Annotated in this window: 18 protein-coding genes; 8 read left to right on the top strand and 10 right to left on the bottom strand. The window is 55.5% G+C overall.

The features are described from left to right. Nucleotides 1-18 precede the first annotated feature (18 nt). From atpB to ravA, 8 genes are all read right to left on the bottom strand, one after another. The gene (gene atpB, locus MFP24_RS17005; protein WP_136164497.1) at nucleotides 19-822 is read right to left on the bottom strand and encodes a F0F1 ATP synthase subunit A; all 804 of its coding nucleotides are present in this window, start codon (nucleotides 820-822) and stop codon (nucleotides 19-21) included. A 22-nt stretch (nucleotides 823-844) separates the two neighbouring features. Beyond that, on the bottom strand, nucleotides 845-1,228 hold the full coding sequence (atpI, locus tag MFP24_RS17000; RefSeq protein ID WP_249231488.1) for a F0F1 ATP synthase subunit I: 384 nt from the start codon (nucleotides 1,226-1,228) through the stop codon (nucleotides 845-847). A gap of 626 nt (nucleotides 1,229-1,854) precedes the next feature. After that, the gene (rsmG, locus tag MFP24_RS16995) at nucleotides 1,855-2,475 is read right to left on the bottom strand and encodes a 16S rRNA (guanine(527)-N(7))-methyltransferase RsmG (protein ID WP_249231487.1); all 621 of its coding nucleotides are present in this window, start codon (nucleotides 2,473-2,475) and stop codon (nucleotides 1,855-1,857) included. A gap of 57 nt (nucleotides 2,476-2,532) precedes the next feature. Next, on the bottom strand, nucleotides 2,533-4,422 hold the full coding sequence (mnmG, locus tag MFP24_RS16990; protein ID WP_249231486.1) for a tRNA uridine-5-carboxymethylaminomethyl(34) synthesis enzyme MnmG: 1,890 nt from the start codon (nucleotides 4,420-4,422) through the stop codon (nucleotides 2,533-2,535). Nucleotides 4,423-4,814: 392 nt separating this feature from the next. Then, the gene (gene mioC, locus MFP24_RS16985) at nucleotides 4,815-5,258 is read right to left on the bottom strand and encodes an FMN-binding protein MioC (RefSeq protein WP_249231485.1); all 444 of its coding nucleotides are present in this window, start codon (nucleotides 5,256-5,258) and stop codon (nucleotides 4,815-4,817) included. An 89-nt stretch (nucleotides 5,259-5,347) separates the two neighbouring features. Continuing rightward, nucleotides 5,348-5,809 (bottom strand): transcriptional regulator AsnC, encoded by a 462-nt coding sequence (gene asnC, locus MFP24_RS16980; RefSeq protein ID WP_249231484.1) that lies wholly within the window; start codon nucleotides 5,807-5,809, stop codon nucleotides 5,348-5,350. 167 nt (nucleotides 5,810-5,976) lie between these two features. After that, nucleotides 5,977-7,446 carry an ATPase RavA stimulator ViaA gene (gene viaA, locus MFP24_RS16975; protein ID WP_249231483.1) on the bottom strand — a complete coding sequence of 490 codons (1,470 nt, stop codon included), beginning with the start codon at nucleotides 7,444-7,446 and terminating at the stop codon, nucleotides 5,977-5,979. Nucleotides 7,447-7,452: 6 nt separating this feature from the next. Continuing rightward, nucleotides 7,453-8,949: an ATPase RavA gene (gene ravA / locus MFP24_RS16970; RefSeq protein ID WP_249231482.1), complete on the bottom strand. Its 1,497-nt coding sequence runs from the start codon at nucleotides 8,947-8,949 to the stop codon at nucleotides 7,453-7,455. Between the two features lie 277 nt (nucleotides 8,950-9,226). On the opposite strand from ravA, the gene kup reads away from it, so the two are divergent. Continuing rightward, the gene (gene kup / locus MFP24_RS16965; protein ID WP_249231481.1) at nucleotides 9,227-11,095 is read left to right on the top strand and encodes a low affinity potassium transporter Kup; all 1,869 of its coding nucleotides are present in this window, start codon (nucleotides 9,227-9,229) and stop codon (nucleotides 11,093-11,095) included. Between the two features lie 29 nt (nucleotides 11,096-11,124). Here the strand turns inward: kup and qseC are convergent, their stop codons facing one another. Then, on the bottom strand, nucleotides 11,125-12,474 hold the full coding sequence (gene qseC / locus MFP24_RS16960; RefSeq protein ID WP_249231480.1) for a quorum sensing histidine kinase QseC: 1,350 nt from the start codon (nucleotides 12,472-12,474) through the stop codon (nucleotides 11,125-11,127). Continuing rightward, complete coding sequence (qseB, locus tag MFP24_RS16955) at nucleotides 12,471-13,133, bottom strand: quorum sensing response regulator transcription factor QseB (RefSeq protein ID WP_249231479.1); 663 nt, start codon at nucleotides 13,131-13,133, stop codon at nucleotides 12,471-12,473. The genes qseC and qseB overlap by 4 nt, the downstream gene beginning before the upstream one ends. A 224-nt stretch (nucleotides 13,134-13,357) precedes the next feature. Here qseB and MFP24_RS16950 point away from each other — a divergent pair, with 224 nt between their 5' ends. The 7 genes from MFP24_RS16950 (at nucleotide 13,358) to rbsR (ending at nucleotide 19,830) form a co-directional block, all read left to right on the top strand. Beyond that, nucleotides 13,358-13,762 carry a YgiW/YdeI family stress tolerance OB fold protein gene (locus MFP24_RS16950; protein ID WP_249231478.1) on the top strand — a complete coding sequence of 135 codons (405 nt, stop codon included), beginning with the start codon at nucleotides 13,358-13,360 and terminating at the stop codon, nucleotides 13,760-13,762. 245 nt (nucleotides 13,763-14,007) lie between these two features. Beyond that, on the top strand, nucleotides 14,008-14,427 hold the full coding sequence (gene rbsD / locus MFP24_RS16945; protein WP_136164485.1) for a D-ribose pyranase: 420 nt from the start codon (nucleotides 14,008-14,010) through the stop codon (nucleotides 14,425-14,427). Between the two features lie 7 nt (nucleotides 14,428-14,434). After that, nucleotides 14,435-15,940 carry a ribose ABC transporter ATP-binding protein RbsA gene (gene rbsA, locus MFP24_RS16940; protein WP_249231477.1) on the top strand — a complete coding sequence of 502 codons (1,506 nt, stop codon included), beginning with the start codon at nucleotides 14,435-14,437 and terminating at the stop codon, nucleotides 15,938-15,940. Nucleotides 15,941-15,947: 7 nt separating this feature from the next. Then, nucleotides 15,948-16,916, top strand: coding sequence for a ribose ABC transporter permease (gene rbsC / locus MFP24_RS16935; RefSeq protein WP_249231476.1), 969 nt, complete (start codon nucleotides 15,948-15,950; stop codon nucleotides 16,914-16,916). 25 nt (nucleotides 16,917-16,941) lie between these two features. Then, nucleotides 16,942-17,832 carry a ribose ABC transporter substrate-binding protein RbsB gene (gene rbsB, locus MFP24_RS16930; RefSeq protein ID WP_136164482.1) on the top strand — a complete coding sequence of 297 codons (891 nt, stop codon included), beginning with the start codon at nucleotides 16,942-16,944 and terminating at the stop codon, nucleotides 17,830-17,832. 72 nt (nucleotides 17,833-17,904) lie between these two features. Further along, complete coding sequence (gene rbsK, locus MFP24_RS16925) at nucleotides 17,905-18,831, top strand: ribokinase (protein WP_249231475.1); 927 nt, start codon at nucleotides 17,905-17,907, stop codon at nucleotides 18,829-18,831. A 3-nt stretch (nucleotides 18,832-18,834) separates the two neighbouring features. Further along, nucleotides 18,835-19,830 (top strand): ribose operon transcriptional repressor RbsR, encoded by a 996-nt coding sequence (gene rbsR / locus MFP24_RS16920; RefSeq protein WP_249231474.1) that lies wholly within the window; start codon nucleotides 18,835-18,837, stop codon nucleotides 19,828-19,830. Nucleotides 19,831-19,970 lie beyond the last annotated feature (140 nt).

The raw sequence follows: 19,970 nt of genomic DNA, 5'->3' as shown, positions 1-19,970 counted from the left end.
TATTGTGTTGAAAGAAAATCAATGCTCTTCAGATGCCATCGAGAGATAAACAACCGTCAGAACCATGAAAATAAAAGCCTGAAGCGTAATGATCAAAATGTGGAAAATGGCCCAGGGCACATTCAACAACCATTGCGACCACCACGGCAGCAAGCCGGCAATCAGGATGAAGATCAACTCACCCGCATACATGTTGCCAAACAGTCGCAAACCAAGAGAGATCGGTTTGGACAGCAGGCTGACACCTTCAAGAATCAGGTTGATAGGAATAAATACTGGATGGTTGAACGGCTGCATGGTCAGTTCCTTAACGAAACCGCCAACGCCTTTCATTTTAATGCTGTAGAACAGGACCAGGGCAAAAACGCCGAGCGCCATGGACAAGGTGATATTGACGTCCGCGGACGGCACCACGCGCAGATAGGCATGCGCCGGATCGTGGCCGAGAAGGCTATAAATGCCGGCCCACACCTGCGGCAGAAAATCGATGGGCAGCAGATCCATCAGGTTCATCAGGAAAACCCAGACGAAAATGGTCAGCGCCAGCGGGGCGATAAGCTTGCTCTTGCCATGAAACATGTCGCGCACGTTGCTGTCGACAAAGCCGACAATCAGCTCGACCGCCGTTTGCAATTTACCCGGCACGCCGCTGGTGGCGTTTTTGGCGACCCGGCGGAAGATAACCAGAAAGAGGACCCCGAGAGCGATAGAGAAAAACATCGAATCGATGTTGATCGACCAGAACCCCGTCCCCACCTGCAAGTGTGTCAGGTGATGACCGATGTACTCTTGAGGAGTAGAGATTTCTCCTGATGCAGACATGATGTCTCTTACCCTTTTGTTGTTAATTACGGTAACGGTTCATTACGGCCGGCGCCACTATCTGCATAACCAACACCGCCAGATAAGTCAGGCCGAGCGGAAAAAAAGCCGCTTTGAACATCCCTAACGCCACCACCAGCAGTGCAATGGTGATCAATACCTTAAGCGCCTCACCGATGGCAAACGACCAGGCGACTCGCCCGTCGGCAGGCGTGTGCGCCTGATGACGCAGGGCAAACAGCACAAACAGGACGTTCGGCAACCAGGCCGCCAGCCCCCCGCCTAACGCGGAAGCCCCGGCTTCAATACTGCCGGCGGCGAAGACGGCGCTCAACAGAATAAAAGCGGCCAGCTGCAGTAGCAGTAACCTAAAAGCCGCTTTTCCGCTGTAAAGGGATACAGACATGGCCTTTGCTCTCTCCGTACCTTCCAGAGGTGTGCTGAATGACGTATAAAACTGCCTTTATACCCTTGAGTCAAGCAGCAAAAAACGAGCAAATTATACGGGTCATACCTGCGAATTCAATCGATAAGTAGCGAAAAGGTGAACAATTATTTAAATTTCTTTCCGGAGACGCAATTCCGCCAACAATCATAATCGCACCTACGCGCTGTAATTAATTTCTAAAGCCGTCCGATATGTGACATTCCTCACACAAACGCTTTACAGGCATTTTATAGCGGATTAGGTTATTTTTTGTCTTTAGCAAAGAAAGCTGTTTATCTTATTTAAATTCAATCAGTTAAAAAAGAACAAACTAAAAACACGCGATAAACACCATTTCAACCATCTATTGACATTATTGATATTATTTTTTCACTCAATTAACACCCAAAAACAGCGAGGTTTACCGCTGGCAAGTTATTTTCGCCAGTGACTATTAACCATGAAACTAACCCCGTTACCAGAAAAACCCCGCCATATGTGAAATATAAGTGATCGTTAATCACTAAACCACACGCCGCCGCGTCCGCCATGTAAACAGCCGATAGAGAAATAATTAGTTATAATTTTTTTGATAAAACGCAAAATTAATTTGGTTTAAGCACCATCAGGTGGCGTTCGCCTTCCAGTTCCGGCACCGATAAACGAACCACCCGCTCCAGTTCGACGCCCTGGGGCAACGCGGTAAGTTCCTCCGCGGGCAACACCCCTTTCAGGGCATAGAAACGGCCGGATGGTTTGGCGGGAAGATGATGACACCACTGAACCATATCCTGCAGCGAAGCGAATGCCCGGCTGATAATGCCGTCGAAAGGCGGCTCGGCGGGGAAATCCTCGACCCGGCTCTGCACCGGAGAAATATTCTCCAGTTGCAGTTCATACTGCACCTGACGTAGAAAGCGCACGCGTTTTCCCAGGCTGTCCAGCAGGGTAAAATGCGCCGCCGGACGCACTATCGCCAAGGGGATCCCCGGTAGTCCCGGCCCGGTCCCCACATCAATAAAGCGTTCTCCCTGCAAATAGGGCTCCACCACGATGCTGTCCATAATGTGGCGGACGAGCATCTGCCGCGGATCGCGCACGGAGGTCAGATTGTAGGCGTTGTTCCACTTATGCAGCATCTCAACATACTGAACCAGCAAGTTTTTTTGCTTTTCTGAAAGCACAATGGCGGCGGTTTTCAGCAGATTATCAAGCGTGTTGTGCACCCTAAGATCCTGGAGTTATTTATGTGAATATCGTACCGCCGGCAAGGTTGCCTCGGCTTAGGCGCTGCGGCGCAGCATTCCCTGTTTTTTCAGCCACACCAGCAGAATGGAGATGGCGGCCGGGGTGATGCCGGAAATACGCGAGGCCTGGCCGATCGACGCGGGTTTGTGATCGTTGAGCTTGGCGATCACCTCATTCGACAACCCGTTAACCTGGCGATAATCAAGCTCGACGGGCAGCAGCGTATTCTCGTTACGCTGCTGTTTCTCGATTTCATCCTGCTGACGGGCGATATAGCCTGCGTATTTAACCTGAATTTCAACCTGTTCGGCGGCCTGTTGGTCGCTTAACGCCGGCGCAAACAGCGGCAGCGCGGTCAGCTGAGCATAGTCCACTTCCGGACGGCGCAGCAGCTCTTCCCCGTTTGCCTCGCGCGACAGCGGCGTTTTCAACAGGCCGTTGACCTGCTCCAACTGCTCGGACTGCGGGTGAATACGAATATCGCGCAGGCGCTGGCGCTCTTTTTCAATGTTTTCCAGCTTTTCGTTAAAGCGCGCCCAGCGGTGGTCGTCCACCATTCCCAGCTCGCGGCCGATCTCCGTCAGACGCAGGTCGGCATTGTCTTCCCGCAGCATCAGGCGGTATTCGGCGCGCGAAGTAAACATCCGATAGGGTTCTTTGGTGCCCAGGGTGCAGAGGTCATCCACCAGTACGCCCAGATAGGCCTGATCGCGGCGCGGCGCCCAGCCTTCCTGGTCGAAGGCCAGACGGGCGGCGTTCAGCCCCGCCAGCATCCCCTGCGCCGCGGCTTCCTCGTAGCCGGTGGTGCCGTTGATCTGGCCGGCGAAGAACAGGCCGTGAATAAATTTGCTCTCCAGCGTGGTTTTTAAATCACGCGGATCGAAGAAGTCGTACTCGATGGCATAGCCGGGGCGAACAATGCGCGCATTTTCCATGCCGGTCATCGAACGCACGATTTGCCACTGCACGTCGAACGGCAGGCTGGTCGAAATCCCGTTGGGGTAGATCTCATTGCTGGTCAGCCCTTCCGGCTCCAGAAAGATCTGATGGGAATTGCGATCGGCGAAACGCATCACCTTGTCTTCGATCGACGGACAGTAGCGCGGACCGATCCCTTCGATGATCCCGGCGTACATCGGGCTGCGATCCAGGTTGTTGCGGATCGCCTCATGGGTTTTTTCATTGGTATGGGTGATATAGCACGGCATCTGCGCCGGATGCTGACTGGCCTGTCCCAGGAAAGAGAATACCGGCATGGGATTGTCGCCGTGCTGCTGCGCCAGTACGCTGAAATCGATGGTTCGGGCGTCGATACGCGGCGGCGTACCGGTTTTAAGACGATTAACCCGCAGCGGCAGCTCACGCAGACGCCGGGCCAGCGGAATGGAAGGCGGATCGCCGGCGCGTCCGCCGCTGTAGTTATCCAGCCCGATGTGGATCTTGCCGTCAAGGAAAGTACCCACGGTCAGCACCACCGCTTTGGCGCGGAATTTTAACCCCATCTGGGTAACCGCGCCCACCACGCGATCGTTTTCCACGATAAGATCGTCGACCGCCTGTTGAAAGATCGTCAGGTTGGGTTGATTTTCCAGCGCGGTGCGCACCGCCTGCCGATAGAGTACGCGATCCGCCTGTGCCCGAGTAGCGCGTACCGCCGGGCCTTTGCTGATGTTTAGTATCCTAAACTGAATGCCGGCCCGATCGACGGCGTTGGCCATCAGCCCTCCCATGGCGTCGATCTCTTTAACCAGATGTCCTTTCCCGATACCGCCGATCGCCGGGTTGCAGGACATCTGTCCCAGCGTGTCGATATTGTGCGTCAGCAAAAGGGTTTGTCGTCCCATGCGGGCTGAAGCCATGGCCGCTTCCGTACCGGCATGGCCTCCGCCGATCACGATGACGTCAAAAGGATCTGGATAAAACATGGTACTGCTCCTCGCATTGTTGCGAATGGATAGTGGCGAAACGATCGTTACTTGCCCTGGGGTGGAGGATTCTACTCAACTTTACGCAAACGACCAAGCGTCTTGGATCCTGGCTAATTATTTAAAGATCTTTTTATTTAAAGATCTCTTTATTAGATCTTCTATTAGGATCGGCCCTTTGTGTGGATAAGTGATTATTCATTTTAAGGATCAATACATTAATGACGATCGTTAGCTGTGAATGATCGGTGATCCTGCCGCGTATAAGCTGGGATCTGAATGGCTAGTTATGCACAGGACAAAAAACAATCAGCGCTTGTTATTGGGATAACTACCGCTTTTACACTTGAATTGAGCATAGTTATACACATTCAAGCGCTGAATATTTCGCCTTAATTGAGTAAATTAATCCAGGATCCCAGCCACTCTTCCGCCGGATCCTCGGGAATTTGGTGCTGGGTGATGTCGATCTTCAGAATATCGCCGATCCTTTTGGCGCCGAGCTGGCTTAATACTCGATCCGCGGTAAGGATCGCGCCGCAAAAGGTATCGTACTCTTTACTGCCTATGCCGATGGCGCCGAAGCGCACCTGGGAGAGATCGGGTTTCTGCCGCTCCAGCTGTTCAAACAGCGGCTGCAGATTATCCGGCAGTTCCCCGGCGCCGTGCGTCGAGGTGACCAGCAGCCATAAACCGCTTTCCGGCAGCTCGTTCAGTTCAGGGCCGTGCAGCATCTCCGAGGAGATGTTTTCCTTTTCCAGCAGTTCGGCCAAATGTTCCGCCACATATTCTGCGCTGCCCAAAGTACTGCCGCTGATTAGCGTAATGTCAGCCATACACCATCCCACCTGATAAAAGACGGGACATTGTACGCTGTGATCAGGCTGGGATCTACCTGTGGATAATGGGGGTATAAGAAAATGGATTAAGGCGCAATGGTCCGCATAATGGGGTTTTGCAGCGAGATCAGCGTCTCGGTGGACTGGATTTCGTCAATGGTCTGGATCTTGTTGATAAGTACGTGTTGCAGGGATTCGATCGAGCGGCACATCACCTTGATAAACACGCTGTAATGGCCGGTGGTGTAGTAAGCCTCCACCACCTCTTCCAGATTGTTGAGCTTTTCCAGCGCGGAGGGATAGTCTTTGGCGCTTTTCAAAATGATGCCGATAAAACAGCAGACGTCATAGCCCAGCTGTTTGGGGCTGATATCCAGGCGCGTGCCGATAATGATGCCCGCCTGCTTCATTTTTTCCACCCGCACGTGGATCGTCCCCGGGCTGACGGAAAACTGCTTCGCCAGTTCGGCATAGGGGGTGCGCGCATTGTCCATCAAGGCTGAGAGGATGCCGCGATCGAGATTATCGATCTGATAAATTTCCGCCACGTTTTCTCCTGAAAATTTTATTAACTACCGTTATAAGGCGATGAATTGGCCCTGAAAAGGCTATTAAGGTAGAAGATGTTCAGCCAGGAACCCGATTATTTATACGCTGATTCGGATGGTCCTGTCATCTTTTGGACGGCGGGCGAGCGTTTTATCAGGGCAAGAGGTTAGCCGTGGCGCCAGCGCCGCATCAGGCGGCTTTTCAGCCCGGTGTCAAAGCGCCAGATATGGTCGAAAATACGCATGATGCCGGGTTTGCCGTGATCGGACATCGCTACGGCATGAAAACGATGCCCTAGCCGTTGCTGGCGCCGTTTAACCTTGTCGACCAGTTCATCGGGCAGGCGCTGGGCGATAAAATCTGAAATCACCACCGCATCGGCGTCATGCCACAGCCATTCGTCCATTTTATCCAGCAATGCCGATAGGCAGGCGCTGAGATCGGTTCCGCCGCGGAATGTCTGGCTGAGGAAGCGCACCGCCTGTTCCAGCCCGTCCGTCGAGGTTAGCTCATAGCGCACTATCCCGGTGGAAAACAGCATGATATAGCAACGGCGCCGGTCCGCCAGGGCGATACGCAGCAGCGCCAGGCAGAAGGCCTTGGCGCAGCGTTCGTTAAATCCCCCCATCGATCCGGAGGTATCGACGCAGACAATAAAGGGCCCGCGCGGCTGTTGCTCGTTGTGCTGGTGGATAACCGGCCGCTCGGCGGCTTTTTCGCGCCAGCTTTCCCCCTGTAAACGGTAGGTGAGCAGACGATGTTCCAACAGGCGGCGATAGAACTCATATTCCAGCTCGCCGATGCCCATGGTCGCCAGCTCCGCCGGCAATAAACGCAGTATATCGTCACTCTGGTGAATGCCGCTGACCTGCTCGGGCACGGTTGCGGGTTCGCGAATCATCACGCGGAATGTTTCTTTGGGCGCATCCTGGCTGAGAACGGATTTGGTTTCCCGGCTGCGCCCCAGGCGTTCGGCCAGGCGCAGCAACGCCGGCTGGCGTTGCAGAAAAGCGGCGCAGTCCAGCAGGACCTGCTGGTCGCTACGGATAAGCCGTCCGGCGCTGAGATCCCACAGCCGCCCCGCGGCATGCTCGTTCTCGGCCAGAATCGGCTCCAGTTTGCCGCTCAGCGTAAGGCGTTGCTGCAATTCGTCCAGCAGCGCCTCCCGCTCCTGTTCCATTATCTGCTGGTGCAGGGAGAGGGTTTGCAGCGTCAGGCTCAGCCGCCAGCGTTGCAGAAACAGGGCGTGCAGGCCGCTGCTGATTTTTTGCCCCAGCTCGGGTTCCGGCTGGCGTATCAGCCGATCGGCCTGGGTCAGAAAGGGGGATTCAACTTCGTTCAACATTTCCATAATGCGCGGCAGGCGGGCGTGAAACGCCTGGCTGTCCGCCGCCTGAGCGCGTTGATAGCAGCCGAATTCGGTTTCCAGCTCCGGCGGCGCCTGGGTATTGTGCAACCGTTGCTTCAGGGCTTCTTTCCAGTCGGGCAGATCGTTAAGCAGGGCGGATTTCAGGCCGGGGTATTTCTCAAAAAAGACCGCCAGCTGCGGCGTGGCCAGAAGCGTCACCGCCAGTTCGTCCAATAGCGCGTTTTCGTCTATCGACAGCACTATTTCCAGTGATTCCAGCGTGATCATCGGCGCTTAATCCTGCATTGACCGCTGAATTTGTTCGGCCGCCTGTTGCAGGCTGGCTTCAATTTTCGCCAGCCATTCTGCGGGAACGAACAGACAGGGCTGATGCAGACCGAATAATCGCCGCTGTTCGCGCAGTTGAATCGTCAGCTTTTCATATTCATCGGTGAGTTCGGCCGGTAGCGTGCAGTCGCGTTTTTCCGGCAGGGAAAGAATGGAAGATTGCAGGCTTATATCGCGGACGAGCAGGTGATGGCGATCGTCCACCGCCAGATCCAGAGGCTGAGTAAAACCGATGCCGTTCAGCTTGCCGCGTATTTCCCCCCCTTTGTGAAGCCAGTTTTGCAGCGCGTTTTTATCCATCACCAGATGGCTGACTTCAATATCGTTAAGCACCAGCGGCCGCTGCAAAACCAGACTCAGCGTGTCCGCGCTCAGCGTTTCCGGCAGGGAATAATGGGATTTGCGTCCCAACCGGTGGCCGTGTCTTTCCACATAAAGCGCCTGCAGCTCGCTCTGTTGCAACTGGTATTGCTGGCGTTGCACGTTCAGCTGCTGCAAGCGAAACAGCAGGTTCTTCTGCTGGTAGGCCTGTTCGGTAATCAGCTGTTCGATCTGTTGCTCGACCAGCGTCAGGGTATCGCCGTTATGCCACAGGCAGTCTTTCAGCAGAATGATATCCACCGGGGCGATGGCTTCCCGTCCGCTGAAAAACGCGCACGCCTGAAGTAAACGCAGGGCTTTTTTCCAACGCCGGTCGGATACGTAAGGGGATTGCGGCAAAGCGTCCAGCCGCTGGCGCAGCTGATAAATCAGCTCAAAACAGTTTTCCGGCAGAGAGATGCGGTCAATATCCTTTTGCCACTGCCGGTACTCTTCATCGCTGACGCTGAGCGCGGCGCTGACGGGGTTGTCGCCCTCGCTGCCGTTATTCTCCAGCAGGGCGCGGAAATTATGTTTTTCCTGAACTTTGTCCAGCCACAGGCGAATCAGCATGCGGTCATACAGCGCTTCCAGACTGCTGTCCGCTTCGGGCAGTTCGTTGGAGGCGGTGACCAGAAGACGCATGGGGATGGGATCTTCGCTGTTGCCGTTGCGAAAACGACGTTCGTTAATGGCGGTCAGCAGGGTGTTCAAAATGGCGGGGCCGGCTTTCCAGATCTCATCCAGAAAGACAATCTCCGCTTCCGGCAGATAACCCGCGGTTAATCGCTGGTAACGGCCTTCATCCTTTAACGCCTGAATAGACAACGGGCCGAAGACTTCTTCCGGGGTGGAGAAGCGGGTCATCAGATACTCAAACGCATTCGCGTGGCGAAAAGCGAATTTAAGACGTCGGGCGATCATGCTTTTGGCGATCCCCGGCGGACCCAGCAGAAAAACGCTTTCTCCGCTTAGCGCGGCCAGTAAACACAGGCGGATGGCGTGCTGTCGTTCATACAGGCCATGCTCCAGCGCGTTGCCAAGGCGTGAAATCCTGTCGGCCAAAGCGGCGGATTGCAGCATAGTTAATCAATCATTCCCATGGTTCGTTGGCGGAAAACATCTTTTTCCGCAAAACAATAGTAATAATAAACGGCAGATCACAGATTTTTATTAGTAGAGCGTTGCTGATTATTGACCCTTCCCGGTTGGTTAATCAATAAGCCACTTTTTACAGGATGTTTCCCGGACGATATAAAAATAGGTTTTTAGCCGTATTTGTGCATACTGGGCGTTTTTAGGCGAGTGGACGCGGAAAAACCACTGTCTGATAACTGGTTGATAAAAGAAGATAAAGTTTATGATCTCAGAACATAAACGTGCGCTTCCGGCCGTTACGCTGGCGGCGATAGGGGTGGTATACGGCGATATCGGCACCAGCCCGCTTTATACGCTAAGAGAGTGTTTATCCGGGCAGTTTGGTCTTGGCGTCGAACCTGACTCGGTATTTGGTTTTCTTTCTTTGATCTTTTGGTTATTGGTGGTTGTGGTTTCGCTTAAGTACCTGACCTATGTGATGCGCGCCGATAACGCCGGCGAAGGGGGTATCCTCACCCTGATGTCGCTGGCCGGGCGCCATACTTCTGACCGCATGACCTCGGTGCTGGTGATTATGGGGCTGATAGGCGGCAGCTTCTTTTACGGGGAAGTGGTCATCACCCCGGCGATATCGGTGATGTCCGCCATTGAGGGGATGGAAATCGCCGCGCCTTCGATGGATCACTACATCGTTCCCCTGTCGATTATGGTTCTGACGTTGCTGTTTATTATTCAAAAACGCGGCACCGGCAGCGTGGGGAAACTGTTCGCCCCGGTGATGCTGGTGTGGTTTGTTACGCTGGCGATCCTCGGGGCGGACAGCATCATCGATAATCCGCAGGTGCTGCGGGCGCTGAATCCGCTGTGGGCCATCCATTTCTTCGCCGAATACAAAACGGTGTCGTTTTTCGCGCTGGGCGCGGTGGTGCTGGCGATTACCGGCGTGGAGGCGCTGTACGCGGATATGGGGCATTTCGGCAAGTTTCCCATTCGTCTCGCCTGGTTTAGCGTGGTGCTGCCGTCGCTGGTGCTGAACTATTTCGGCCAGGGCGCCTTATTGCTTAAACATCCGGAAGCGATTAAAAACCCCTTTTTTCTGCTGGCGCCCGATTGGGCGCTGATACCGTTAATGGTGCTGGCCACGCTGGCGACGATCATTGCGTCGCAGGCGGTTATTTCCGGGGTGTTTTCGCTTACGCGCCAGGCGGTTCGCCTGGGCTACCTTCCCCCGATGCGCATAGTGCACACCTCCGATATGGAATCCGGCCAGATTTATATTCCGGTGGTTAACTGGCTGTTATATATCGCGGTGGTGATCGTGATCGTCAGCTTTGAACATTCGAGCAATCTGGCGGCCGCGTATGGTATCGCGGTAACCGGAACCATGGTGTTGACCAGCATCCTGTTCTGCACGGTGGCGGTGAAAAACTGGCACTGGCACCGCTATCTGGTGTGGACGCTGCTTACCGGGCTACTGCTTGTCGATGTGCCGATGTTTTTAGCCAACGTGGGGAAAATCCTGTCCGGCGGCTGGCTGCCGCTGATGTTGGGCACGGCGATGTTCGTCATTATGACCACCTGGAAAAGCGAACGCTTCAGGCTGCTGCGCCGCCTGCACGAACACGGCAATTCACTGGACGCGATGATCGCCTCGCTGGAAAAATCGCCGCCGCTCAGGGTGCCGGGCACGGCGGTTTACCTGTCGCGCGCCACCCACGTTATCCCGTTCGCCCTGTTGCACAACCTGAAACACAACAAAATATTGCATGAACGGGTGGTGCTGTTGACCATGCGTAACGAAGACGCGCCTTATGTGCTCAATGCCCGGCGGGTGACGGTGGAACAGCTTTCGCCAACCTTCTGGCGGGTTATCGCCAACTACGGCTGGCGCGAAACCCCCAACGTGGAAGAGGTGTTTCACCGCTGCTGGCAGGATGGCTTGACCTGCCAGATGATGGAAACCTCGTTTTTTATGTCCAATGAATCGCTGACGATGGGGAAACGTCCCTGGTATCTGCGCATGCGCGGCAAGCTGTTTATGATGCTCAGCCGCAATGCCCTGCGGGCGGGCGATCAGTTTGAAATTCCCCCCAACCGGTTGATTGAGCTTGGTATTCAGGTGGAGATTTAAATCGCGCAACGCGCTGGGAAAGCAGAGCGTCACCAATTTACCGCGACCTTCAGACCCCCTTCCGGCCGATTGTCGAAGGTCGCCCGCATGCCGTGCAGGCGAGCGATATTGTTGACAATGGAGATGCCCAAGCCGCTGCCGGACTTCTCCTGTCCCGGCGGGCGAAAAAAGCGTTCGCCGACCCGCGCCAATACCGCGTCGTCGATGCCCGGCCCCTCATCGCTAACCTGAATACACCGCGCCGTGAGCGTCAGCGTTACCGTTCCGCCCTGGTGGCTGTAGCGAATGGCGTTATCAAGCAGATTGCGAATCAGCAGCGTCAGCAGCAATGGGTGCCCCTGACGGACGACGGGATCTTTCGGCACCTCCAGCTTCAGTTCAATGCCTGCCGCCTGCGCTTTATGGTAATGGTCGATAACCATTTGCTGCAGCAGCGCCTGGAGTTCCACCGGCTGCTGCCCGTCGGCGAACGATTCCGAGTCAAGCCGCGACAGCGTTAACAGTTGCTCCACCAGCCGCGTGGCGCGATCGATCCCCTCGTCCAGATTGTTCAGCGCATGGCGGCGCACGGGTTCGTCATCGTGCGCCAACTGCGCCAATTCCGTCTGCACCTTCAGCGCGGCCAGCGGGCTGCGTAATTCATGCGCGGCGTCCGCGGTAAAGCGGCGCTCGCGCAGCAGCATCTCGCCGATGCGCACGAACAGGCTGTTAAGTTCATCCACCAGCGGGCGTACTTCCTGCGGAACGGCGTGGGTATCCAGCGGGGCGTCATCTTCCGGCGGACGTCGGCGAAGCTGCGTGGCGAGGCGTTTCAGCGGCGACAGTTCGCGGGAAACCAGCCAGAACATCAACAGCAGCATAACCGGCAGGGCAAACAGCCAGGGCAGGAGGTTGGTCTTGACGAGCCCCAGCGCCATATCCTGACGGTATTCCCACTCCTGGCCGACCACCACCACATAACGATTATCCGCCGTGGCCAGCCATACCATGCGCCACCGGTCGTTATCATCGCGCAGCCTGCCGTTGGTGAAGCCGTTTTGCGCGTAGTCGAAGATAAAATCTTTGCCGTTCTCGCCGTCATTCAGCGCCATTTTGCCGTCGCGGGTAAAAATGGCGAAAGCCAGCGCGTCGTCTTCCTGTTCCCCGCGCCTTTCGCGCACCAGGCTTTTGGTTTTCGGCAGGGAGGGGGAATCCACCACGATTTCATCCGGATGCATGGTGGCCAGCCGCTTGGCGAACAGCATCTGCTGGGTATCGAACAGCTCATTGATATGCTCGCGGGTTTGATGCCACGACAGGATCCCGGCGGCGCACCAGCAAAGCAGCGTCAGCAGGACAAAACCGGCGATCAGCCGTAAACGCAGGCTGAGGCGCGTCATGGCGCCGCTCCCAGAATATAGCCGACGCCGTGCACCGTGCGGATAAATTCGCCGCCCAGTTTTTTACGCAGGTGGTGAATATGCACTTCCACGGCGTTGCTGGAAACGTCGTCGTCCCATCCGTAGAGCTTTTCCTCCAACTGCGAGCGGGTCAGCACCCGCTGGGGGTTCATCAGGAACAGCTCAAGCAGCGCCAGCTCGCGGGATTTAAGCGCCACCGGCTGATTATTGCAGGTAACGGTGCGGGAACCCGGTTCAAGGGATACCGCGCCGTGGGTCAGCGTGGGCTGTAATTGACCGTGCCGGCGGCGGATTAACGCCTGCAGGCGCGCGGCAACCTCCGCCAGGGCAAAAGGTTTGCACAGATAGTCGTCGGCGCCCGACTGCAGGCCTGCAACGCGCTGTTCCAGCGCGTCCCGCGCGGTGAGGATCAATACCGGCTCATCCTGTCCGGCCTGACGCCACTGGCGCAGGATGTCCAGCCCGTCTATTTCCGGCAGACTCAAATCAAGGATCACCGCGTCATAGGGCGCGGCTTGCAGCGCGACCCGTCCGGCCTTGCCCTGCATAAACCAGTCAACGCTAAAGCCCAGCTTAATCAGTCCGGCCTTGATGCCGTCGCCAATCAGACGATCGTCTTCTATCAACAGTATTCTCATCACCGCCCACCCTATTTGTATAGGGTGATGTTATACGGTTTAACGCGCCGGATTGACAACCGGAAAAGCCATAAACGGGTGATGATCCACAGGATTGATAAATATAAGAGAAACTGAACTATCCTTAAGATTCTGTTAAGAACATTTTGTTTTACTCGTCGCGTCAGACAAACAACGCGCAGTTTTACTGCACGACGACAAGCGAGAAATAAGGAAACGATGCTATGAAAAAGACAGCCGCTGTATTCGCTATCGCTGCGTTATGTTCCGCGCCGGTTTTCGCCGCCCAGAGCGGCGGAGGATTTTTGGATCCGAATGCCAAAACGACGCAACAACAGCCTGCCCAGGGCGGGTTTTCAGGCCCTAACGGCAGCGTAACCACGGTCGCGAAAGCGAAAGAGCTGAAAGACGACAGCTGGGTTACCCTGCGCGGCAATATCGAGCAGCGCGTCGGGGATGAAGATTACCTGTTCCGCGATGAAACCGGCACCATCACGGTTGAAATCGATGATAAATATTGGAATGGGCAGTCCGTCTCCCCGCAAGATAAAGTTGAACTGCAGGGCGAGCTCGATAAGGGCTTCAATTCTGCCGAGCTGGACGTCAAACAGGTAAAGAAAATCCAGTAATCGACCGCTGACGCCCTCGATTAAGGAACGGCAAACAGGGGATGAAGGGAGCCCATCCCCTGTTTCCCCTGATGCTTATCCAACCCTTTCTATTTGATGCAACCGCCCCGCATTCGCCGTTTTATTTTTTCGCCAACGAAACGTTTCGATAACGATCACATTTTTGCTATTTCCTTTTTGCCTTTCCGCGTTGTCTCTTTCTACAATGCTTACCAGCGAAACGTTTCGCTGGCGAGATAAAGAACATGAAAAAAGCGGTATTACTACATTCTGAGGTTTCCGCGCTTATTTCCCGGCTGGGGCATACCGATCGGCTGGTTATCGGCGACGCCGGTTTACCCATCCCCGATACCACTACCCGTATCGATCTGGCGTTAACCCACAACGTGCCGACTTTTTTACAGGTGGTTGCGGCGGTAACCAGCGAGATGCAGGTTGAAGCGGCGATCCTGGCGCAGGAAATTATCGAAAAAAATCCTCAACTCCATAAAGCGTTACTTGATCAGCTAAAACAACTCGAGCTGCACCAGGGAAACTCCATTGAAGTGCATTATGTCAGTCATGAAGATTTTAAGATCCAAAGCGGAAAAAGCCGGGCGGTCATTCGCAGCGGGGAATGTTCCCCGTATGCCAATGTCATCCTTTGCGCCGGCGTAACGTTCTGAGGAATCGATGCAACCTTTACTGCAACTGCAAGGAATCAATAAGGCGTTTCCCGGCGTTAAGGCGCTTTCCGGCGCCGCATTGAACGTTTACCCGGGGAAAGTCATGGCGCTGGTGGGGGAGAACGGCGCCGGCAAGTCCACCATGATGAAGGTGTTGACCGGCATCTATAACAAAGACGCCGGCAGCGTGCGTTTTCTGGGAAACGAAGTGGATTTCAGCGGTCCCAAAGCCTCCCAGGAAGCGGGGATCGGCATTATCCATCAGGAGCTTAACCTGATCCCCCAACTGACGATCGCGGAAAACATCTTTCTCGGCCGTGAATTTACCAACCGTTTTGGCCGCATCGACTGGAAAAAGATGTATCAGGAAGCGGACAAACTGCTGAAGCGGCTTAATCTGCGCTATGACAGCCGGCGCACGGTGGCGGAACTGTCGATTGGCGATCAGCAAATGGTTGAAATCGCCAAGGTGCTGAGCTTTGAATCGAAAGTCATCATTATGGATGAACCCACCGATGCCCTGACCGATACCGAAACCGCGTCGTTATTCAGCGTAATTAAAGAGCTACAGGCCGAGGGGCGCGGCATTGTCTATATTTCCCACCGTCTGAAAGAAATTTTCGAAATATGCGACGACGTCACCGTGTTCCGCGACGGTCAGTTTATCGGCGAACGCCCGGTCAGCGAGCTGCAGGAAGAACGGCTGATTGAAATGATGGTGGGGCGCAAGCTTGAAGAGCAATATCCGCGCCTGAACCAGGCGCCGGGAGCGGTTCGCCTGCTGGTGAAAAATCTTTCCGGGCCGGGCGTGGAAGACGTCAGTTTTACCGTACGCAAAGGGGAAATTCTTGGCGTGGCCGGGCTGATGGGCGCCGGCCGCACCGAATTGATGAAGATCCTTTACGGCGCGCTGCCGCGCACGGCGGGCTACGTGGCGCTGGACGGCCGCGAAGTGGTAACCCGCAGGCCGCAGGATGGCCTGGCGAACGGCATTGTCTATATTTCCGAAGACCGCAAACGCGACGGGCTGGTATTAGGCATGTCGGTTAAAGAGAACATGTCGTTGACCGCGCTGCGCTACTTCAGTCATGGCGGCGGGAGGCTTAAGCATCCCGAAGAGCAGCTGGCGGTGGGCGATTTTATCCGTCTGTTCAATATCAAAACCCCGTCCATGGAACAGCCTATCGGGCTGCTGTCCGGCGGGAATCAGCAAAAAGTCGCCATCGCCCGCGGCTTGATGACCCGCCCTAACGTACTGATTCTCGATGAGCCGACGCGCGGGGTCGACGTGGGGGCGAAGAAAGAAATTTATCAGTTAATCAATCAGTTCAAACAAGAAGGGCTGAGCATCATACTGGTGTCGTCCGAAATGCCCGAAGTATTGGGAATGAGCGATCGCGTTATCGTGATGCACGAAGGCCGTTTAAGCGGTGAATTTTCCATTGAACAAGCCACCCAGGAAGCGCTGATGGCCGCGGCCGTTGGTAAGCAATACGGCGTAAAGCAGGAGTAAGTCAGACATGAGTTCCCAATCTATCGCGGCAAAGCGCTGGTTCAGCAAAGAGTGGCTTTTGGAGCAGAAATCGCTGATTGCCCTGCTGATCCTTATTGCGGTGGTGTCCGCCATGAGCCCCAACTTTTTCACCCTGAACAATTTGTTCAATATTCTGCAGCAAACCTCGGTGAACGCCATTATGGCCGTGGGAATGACCCTGGTTATTCTCACCTCCGGCATCGATCTTTCCGTCGGGTCTTTGCTGGCGCTGACCGGCGCGGTCGCCGCCTCGATTGTCGGCCTTGAGGTTAATGCGCTGTTGGCGGTTTTCGGGGCGCTGGCGCTGGGCGCGCTTATCGGCGCCGGAACCGGCGTCATTGTTTCCAAAGGCAAGGTTCAGGCGTTTATCGCCACGCTGGTGATGATGCTGCTGCTGCGCGGCGTCACCATGGTTTACACCAACGGTAGCCCGATCAACACCGGCTTTTCCGATGTGGCGGACGCTTTCGGCTGGTTCGGCATCGGCCGTCCGCTAGGCATTCCTACGCCGATCTGGATCATGGCCGTGGTATTTGCGGCGGCCTGGTACATGCTGCATCACACCCGGTTAGGCCGATATATTTACGCGCTGGGCGGGAATGAGTCCGCCACCCGCCTGTCCGGCATCAGCGTGGATAAAATCAAAATCATCGTCTATTCCCTGTGCGGGCTGCTGTCCGCCCTGGCGGGAATTATCGAAGTGGCCCGTTTATCGTCGGCGCAGCCTACCGCCGGAACGGGCTACGAGCTTGACGCCATCGCCGCCGTGGTGCTGGGGGGCACCAGCCTGGCCGGCGGCAAAGGACGTATCGTCGGCACGCTGATTGGCGCGCTGATCCTGGGCTTTCTTAATAACGGACTGAATTTGTTGGGTGTTTCTTCTTACTACCAGATGATCGTCAAAGCAGTCGTCATTTTGCTGGCGGTTCTGGTGGATAACAAAAGCAGTAAATAACCTTTATTCACACAGGAATTGCGCTATGAATATGAAAAAACTGGCTACTCTGGTTTCCGCCGTTGCGCTGAGTGCGACCGTCAGCGCGAATGCATTAGCCAAAGATACGATTGCCCTGGTGGTATCAACATTGAACAACCCGTTCTTTGTGGCAATGAAAGACGGGGCGCAGAAGGAAGCCGACAAGCTGGGCTATAACCTGGTGGTGCTGGATTCCCAGAACAACCCGGCTAAAGAGCTGGCGAACGTTCAGGATCTGACGGTTCGCGGCACCAAAGTGTTGCTGATTAACCCTACCGACTCCGATGCGGTAGGCAACGCCATCAAGCTGGCCAACCAGGCGAAAATCCCGGTGATTACGCTCGATCGCGTTGCCAGCAGCGGTGAAGTGGTTAGCCACGTTGCTTCTGATAACGCCTTCGGCGGTAAAGTCGCCGGCGATTTTATTGCCAAAAAGGCGGGTGAAGGCGCCAAGGTTATCCAGCTGGAAGGGATTGCCGGCACCTCCGCGGCGCGTGAGCGCGGGGCGGGCTTTATAAAATCCGCCGAAAAGAACAAATTTGCCATTCTGGCCAGTCAACCCGCCGACTTCGATCGCACCAAAGGGTTGAACGTGATGCAGAACCTGTTGACCGCCCATCCTGACGTGCAGGCGGTGTTCGCCCAGAATGACGAAATGGCGCTCGGCGCGCTGCGGGCGCTGCAAACCGCAGGTAAAACCGATGTGCTGGTGGTCGGGTTTGACGGCACGGAGGACGGCGTAAAGGCCGTTGAGGCGGGTAAACTGGCGGCAACGGTGGCGCAGCGTCCCGATCAGATCGGCGTCATCGGCGTTGAAACCGCTGATAAAGCGCTGAAAGGTGAGAAAATACAGGCCATTATCCCGGTTGATCTGAAATTGGTAACCAAACAGTAAAAATAAAGAACAGCAGGGCGAGCGCCGCCGCATCCGCGGCGGCGCATAATAAACATGTTGGAATGCGGCGTAATGAAAACGGGCAAGCTGGTGGTGCTGGGCAGTATTAATGCTGACCATATTCTCAATCTGGAGCAGTTTCCCCGTTCCGGTGAAACGGTGATCGGGAAACGATATCGTATCGCTTTCGGCGGAAAAGGCGCCAATCAGGCGGTGGCGGCGGGCCGCAGCGGCGCGGATATCTCGTTTATCGCCTGCGTCGGCGATGATGATATCGGGGCGCGCATTCGCCGGCAGCTATCCGACGATGGTATTGATGTGTCGGCGGTGGAAGCCGTCGCCGGCGAAACCACCGGCGTGGCGTTGATTTTCGTCAACGGCGAGGCGGAGAATATGATCGCCATAAACGCCGGCGCCAATGCCGCCGTTACGCCGGACTATCTTGGCCGCCATCAGCAGCAGATTATTGATGCCTCCGCGCTGCTTATGCAGCTGGAATCGCCGCTGGAAACCGTTCTTACAGCCGCCCGGCTGGCGCATAAACATCATACTCGCGTTATCCTTAACCCTGCGCCCGCCTGCGAACTGCCGGATGAGTTGCTGGCGCTGGTCGATATGATTACGCCTAATGAGACCGAAGCTCAGCGCTTGACGGGTGTCGCCGTCGAAACGGAAGCGGACGCCGCTCGCGCCGCGCAGGTATTGCACGATAAAGGTATCGCCAGCGTATTGATTACCTTGGGAAGCCGCGGCGTCTGGCTGAGTGAAAACGGTCGCGGGCAACGCATCCCCGGCTATCGGGTTCAGGCGGTGGACACCATCGCCGCCGGGGACACCTTTAACGGCGCGCTGGTAACGGCGCTGCTGGAGAACCGGCCGATGTCGTCCGCGGTTAAGTTTGCTCACGCCGCCGCCGCGATTGCCGTTACCCGTCCGGGCGCTCAGCCTTCCGTTCCGTGGCGTGAAGAGATTGATGCTTTCTTGCAGGCTCAGGGGTGACCTTTGACAACCATGAAAGACGTTGCCCGTTTAGCGGGCGTTTCCACCTCTACGGTTTCTCACGTTATCAATAAAGATCGCTTTGTCAGCGATGCGATTCGCGACAAGGTGATGGCGGCCGTTGAACAGCTTAACTACGCGCCTTCGGCGCTGGCCAGAAGCCTCAAAATAAATCAGACGCAAACCATCGGCATGTTGCTGACGGCCAGCAGTAACCCTTTTTATGCCGAGGTGGTGCGCGGCGTCGAGCGCTGTTGCTATGAGCGCGGCTACAGTCTGATTCTGTGTAATACCGAGGGCGATCCCGATCGCATGAGGCGCAGTCTGGAAACGCTGCTGCAAAAGCGCGTCGATGGCGTGCTGCTGATGTGTACGGAGAGCCATCGTCCTTTGCCTGATATGGTGAGTCGCTATCCTTCCATCCCCATGGTGATGATGGACTGGGCGCCGTTTGACGGGGGAATCGACGTCATTAAAGATAACTCCCTGCTCGGCGGCGAGATGGCAACGAAATATCTTATTTCCCGCGGTTACCGAAAAATAGCCTGCATTGCGGGTCCAAAGGATAAAACCACCGCCTATAACCGCCTTGAAGGGTATCGTCAGGCAATGCAGGGCGCAGGATTGCCGATCCCCGCCGAATATGAAATCTTCGGCGATTTTGAATTTGAAACCGGTTATCGGGCCATGCGGCAGCTATTGGCGCTGGATAACAGACCGGATGCCGTCTTTACCGGTAACGATGCCATGGCCGTGGGCGTTTATCATGCTCTGTATCTGGCCGGACTCTCCATCCCCGGAGATATGGCGGTTATCGGCTACGATGATATTGAACTGGCCCGCTATATGTCTCCCCCGCTGACGACGATTCATCAACCCAAGGATGAACTTGGCGAATTAGCCATTGATACCTTGCTTTATCGTCTGGGACACCCCGATACCGAACCGAATGTTCTGGTGCTGACGCCCGAATTAATGGTTCGACACTCCGTTGGGTAGCGCCGCGTTTCCCCCGCGCGTTGCCGAAAAAAAACGCACTCAGTCACTTTTTTGCATTTAGCCCTTGTAAGCCGGCGAGAACTCCCTATAATGCGCCTCCACTGACAGGGCAACGGCGGCAACGCGGTTGTGATGACAGT

It is taken from the genome of Brenneria tiliae (assembly GCF_023347575.1).
Classification (GTDB): Bacteria; Pseudomonadota; Gammaproteobacteria; order Enterobacterales; family Enterobacteriaceae; genus Brenneria; species Brenneria corticis.
Note: the sequence above shows the minus strand (reverse complement) of the source record. Positions and strands in the feature narration are given on the sequence as shown.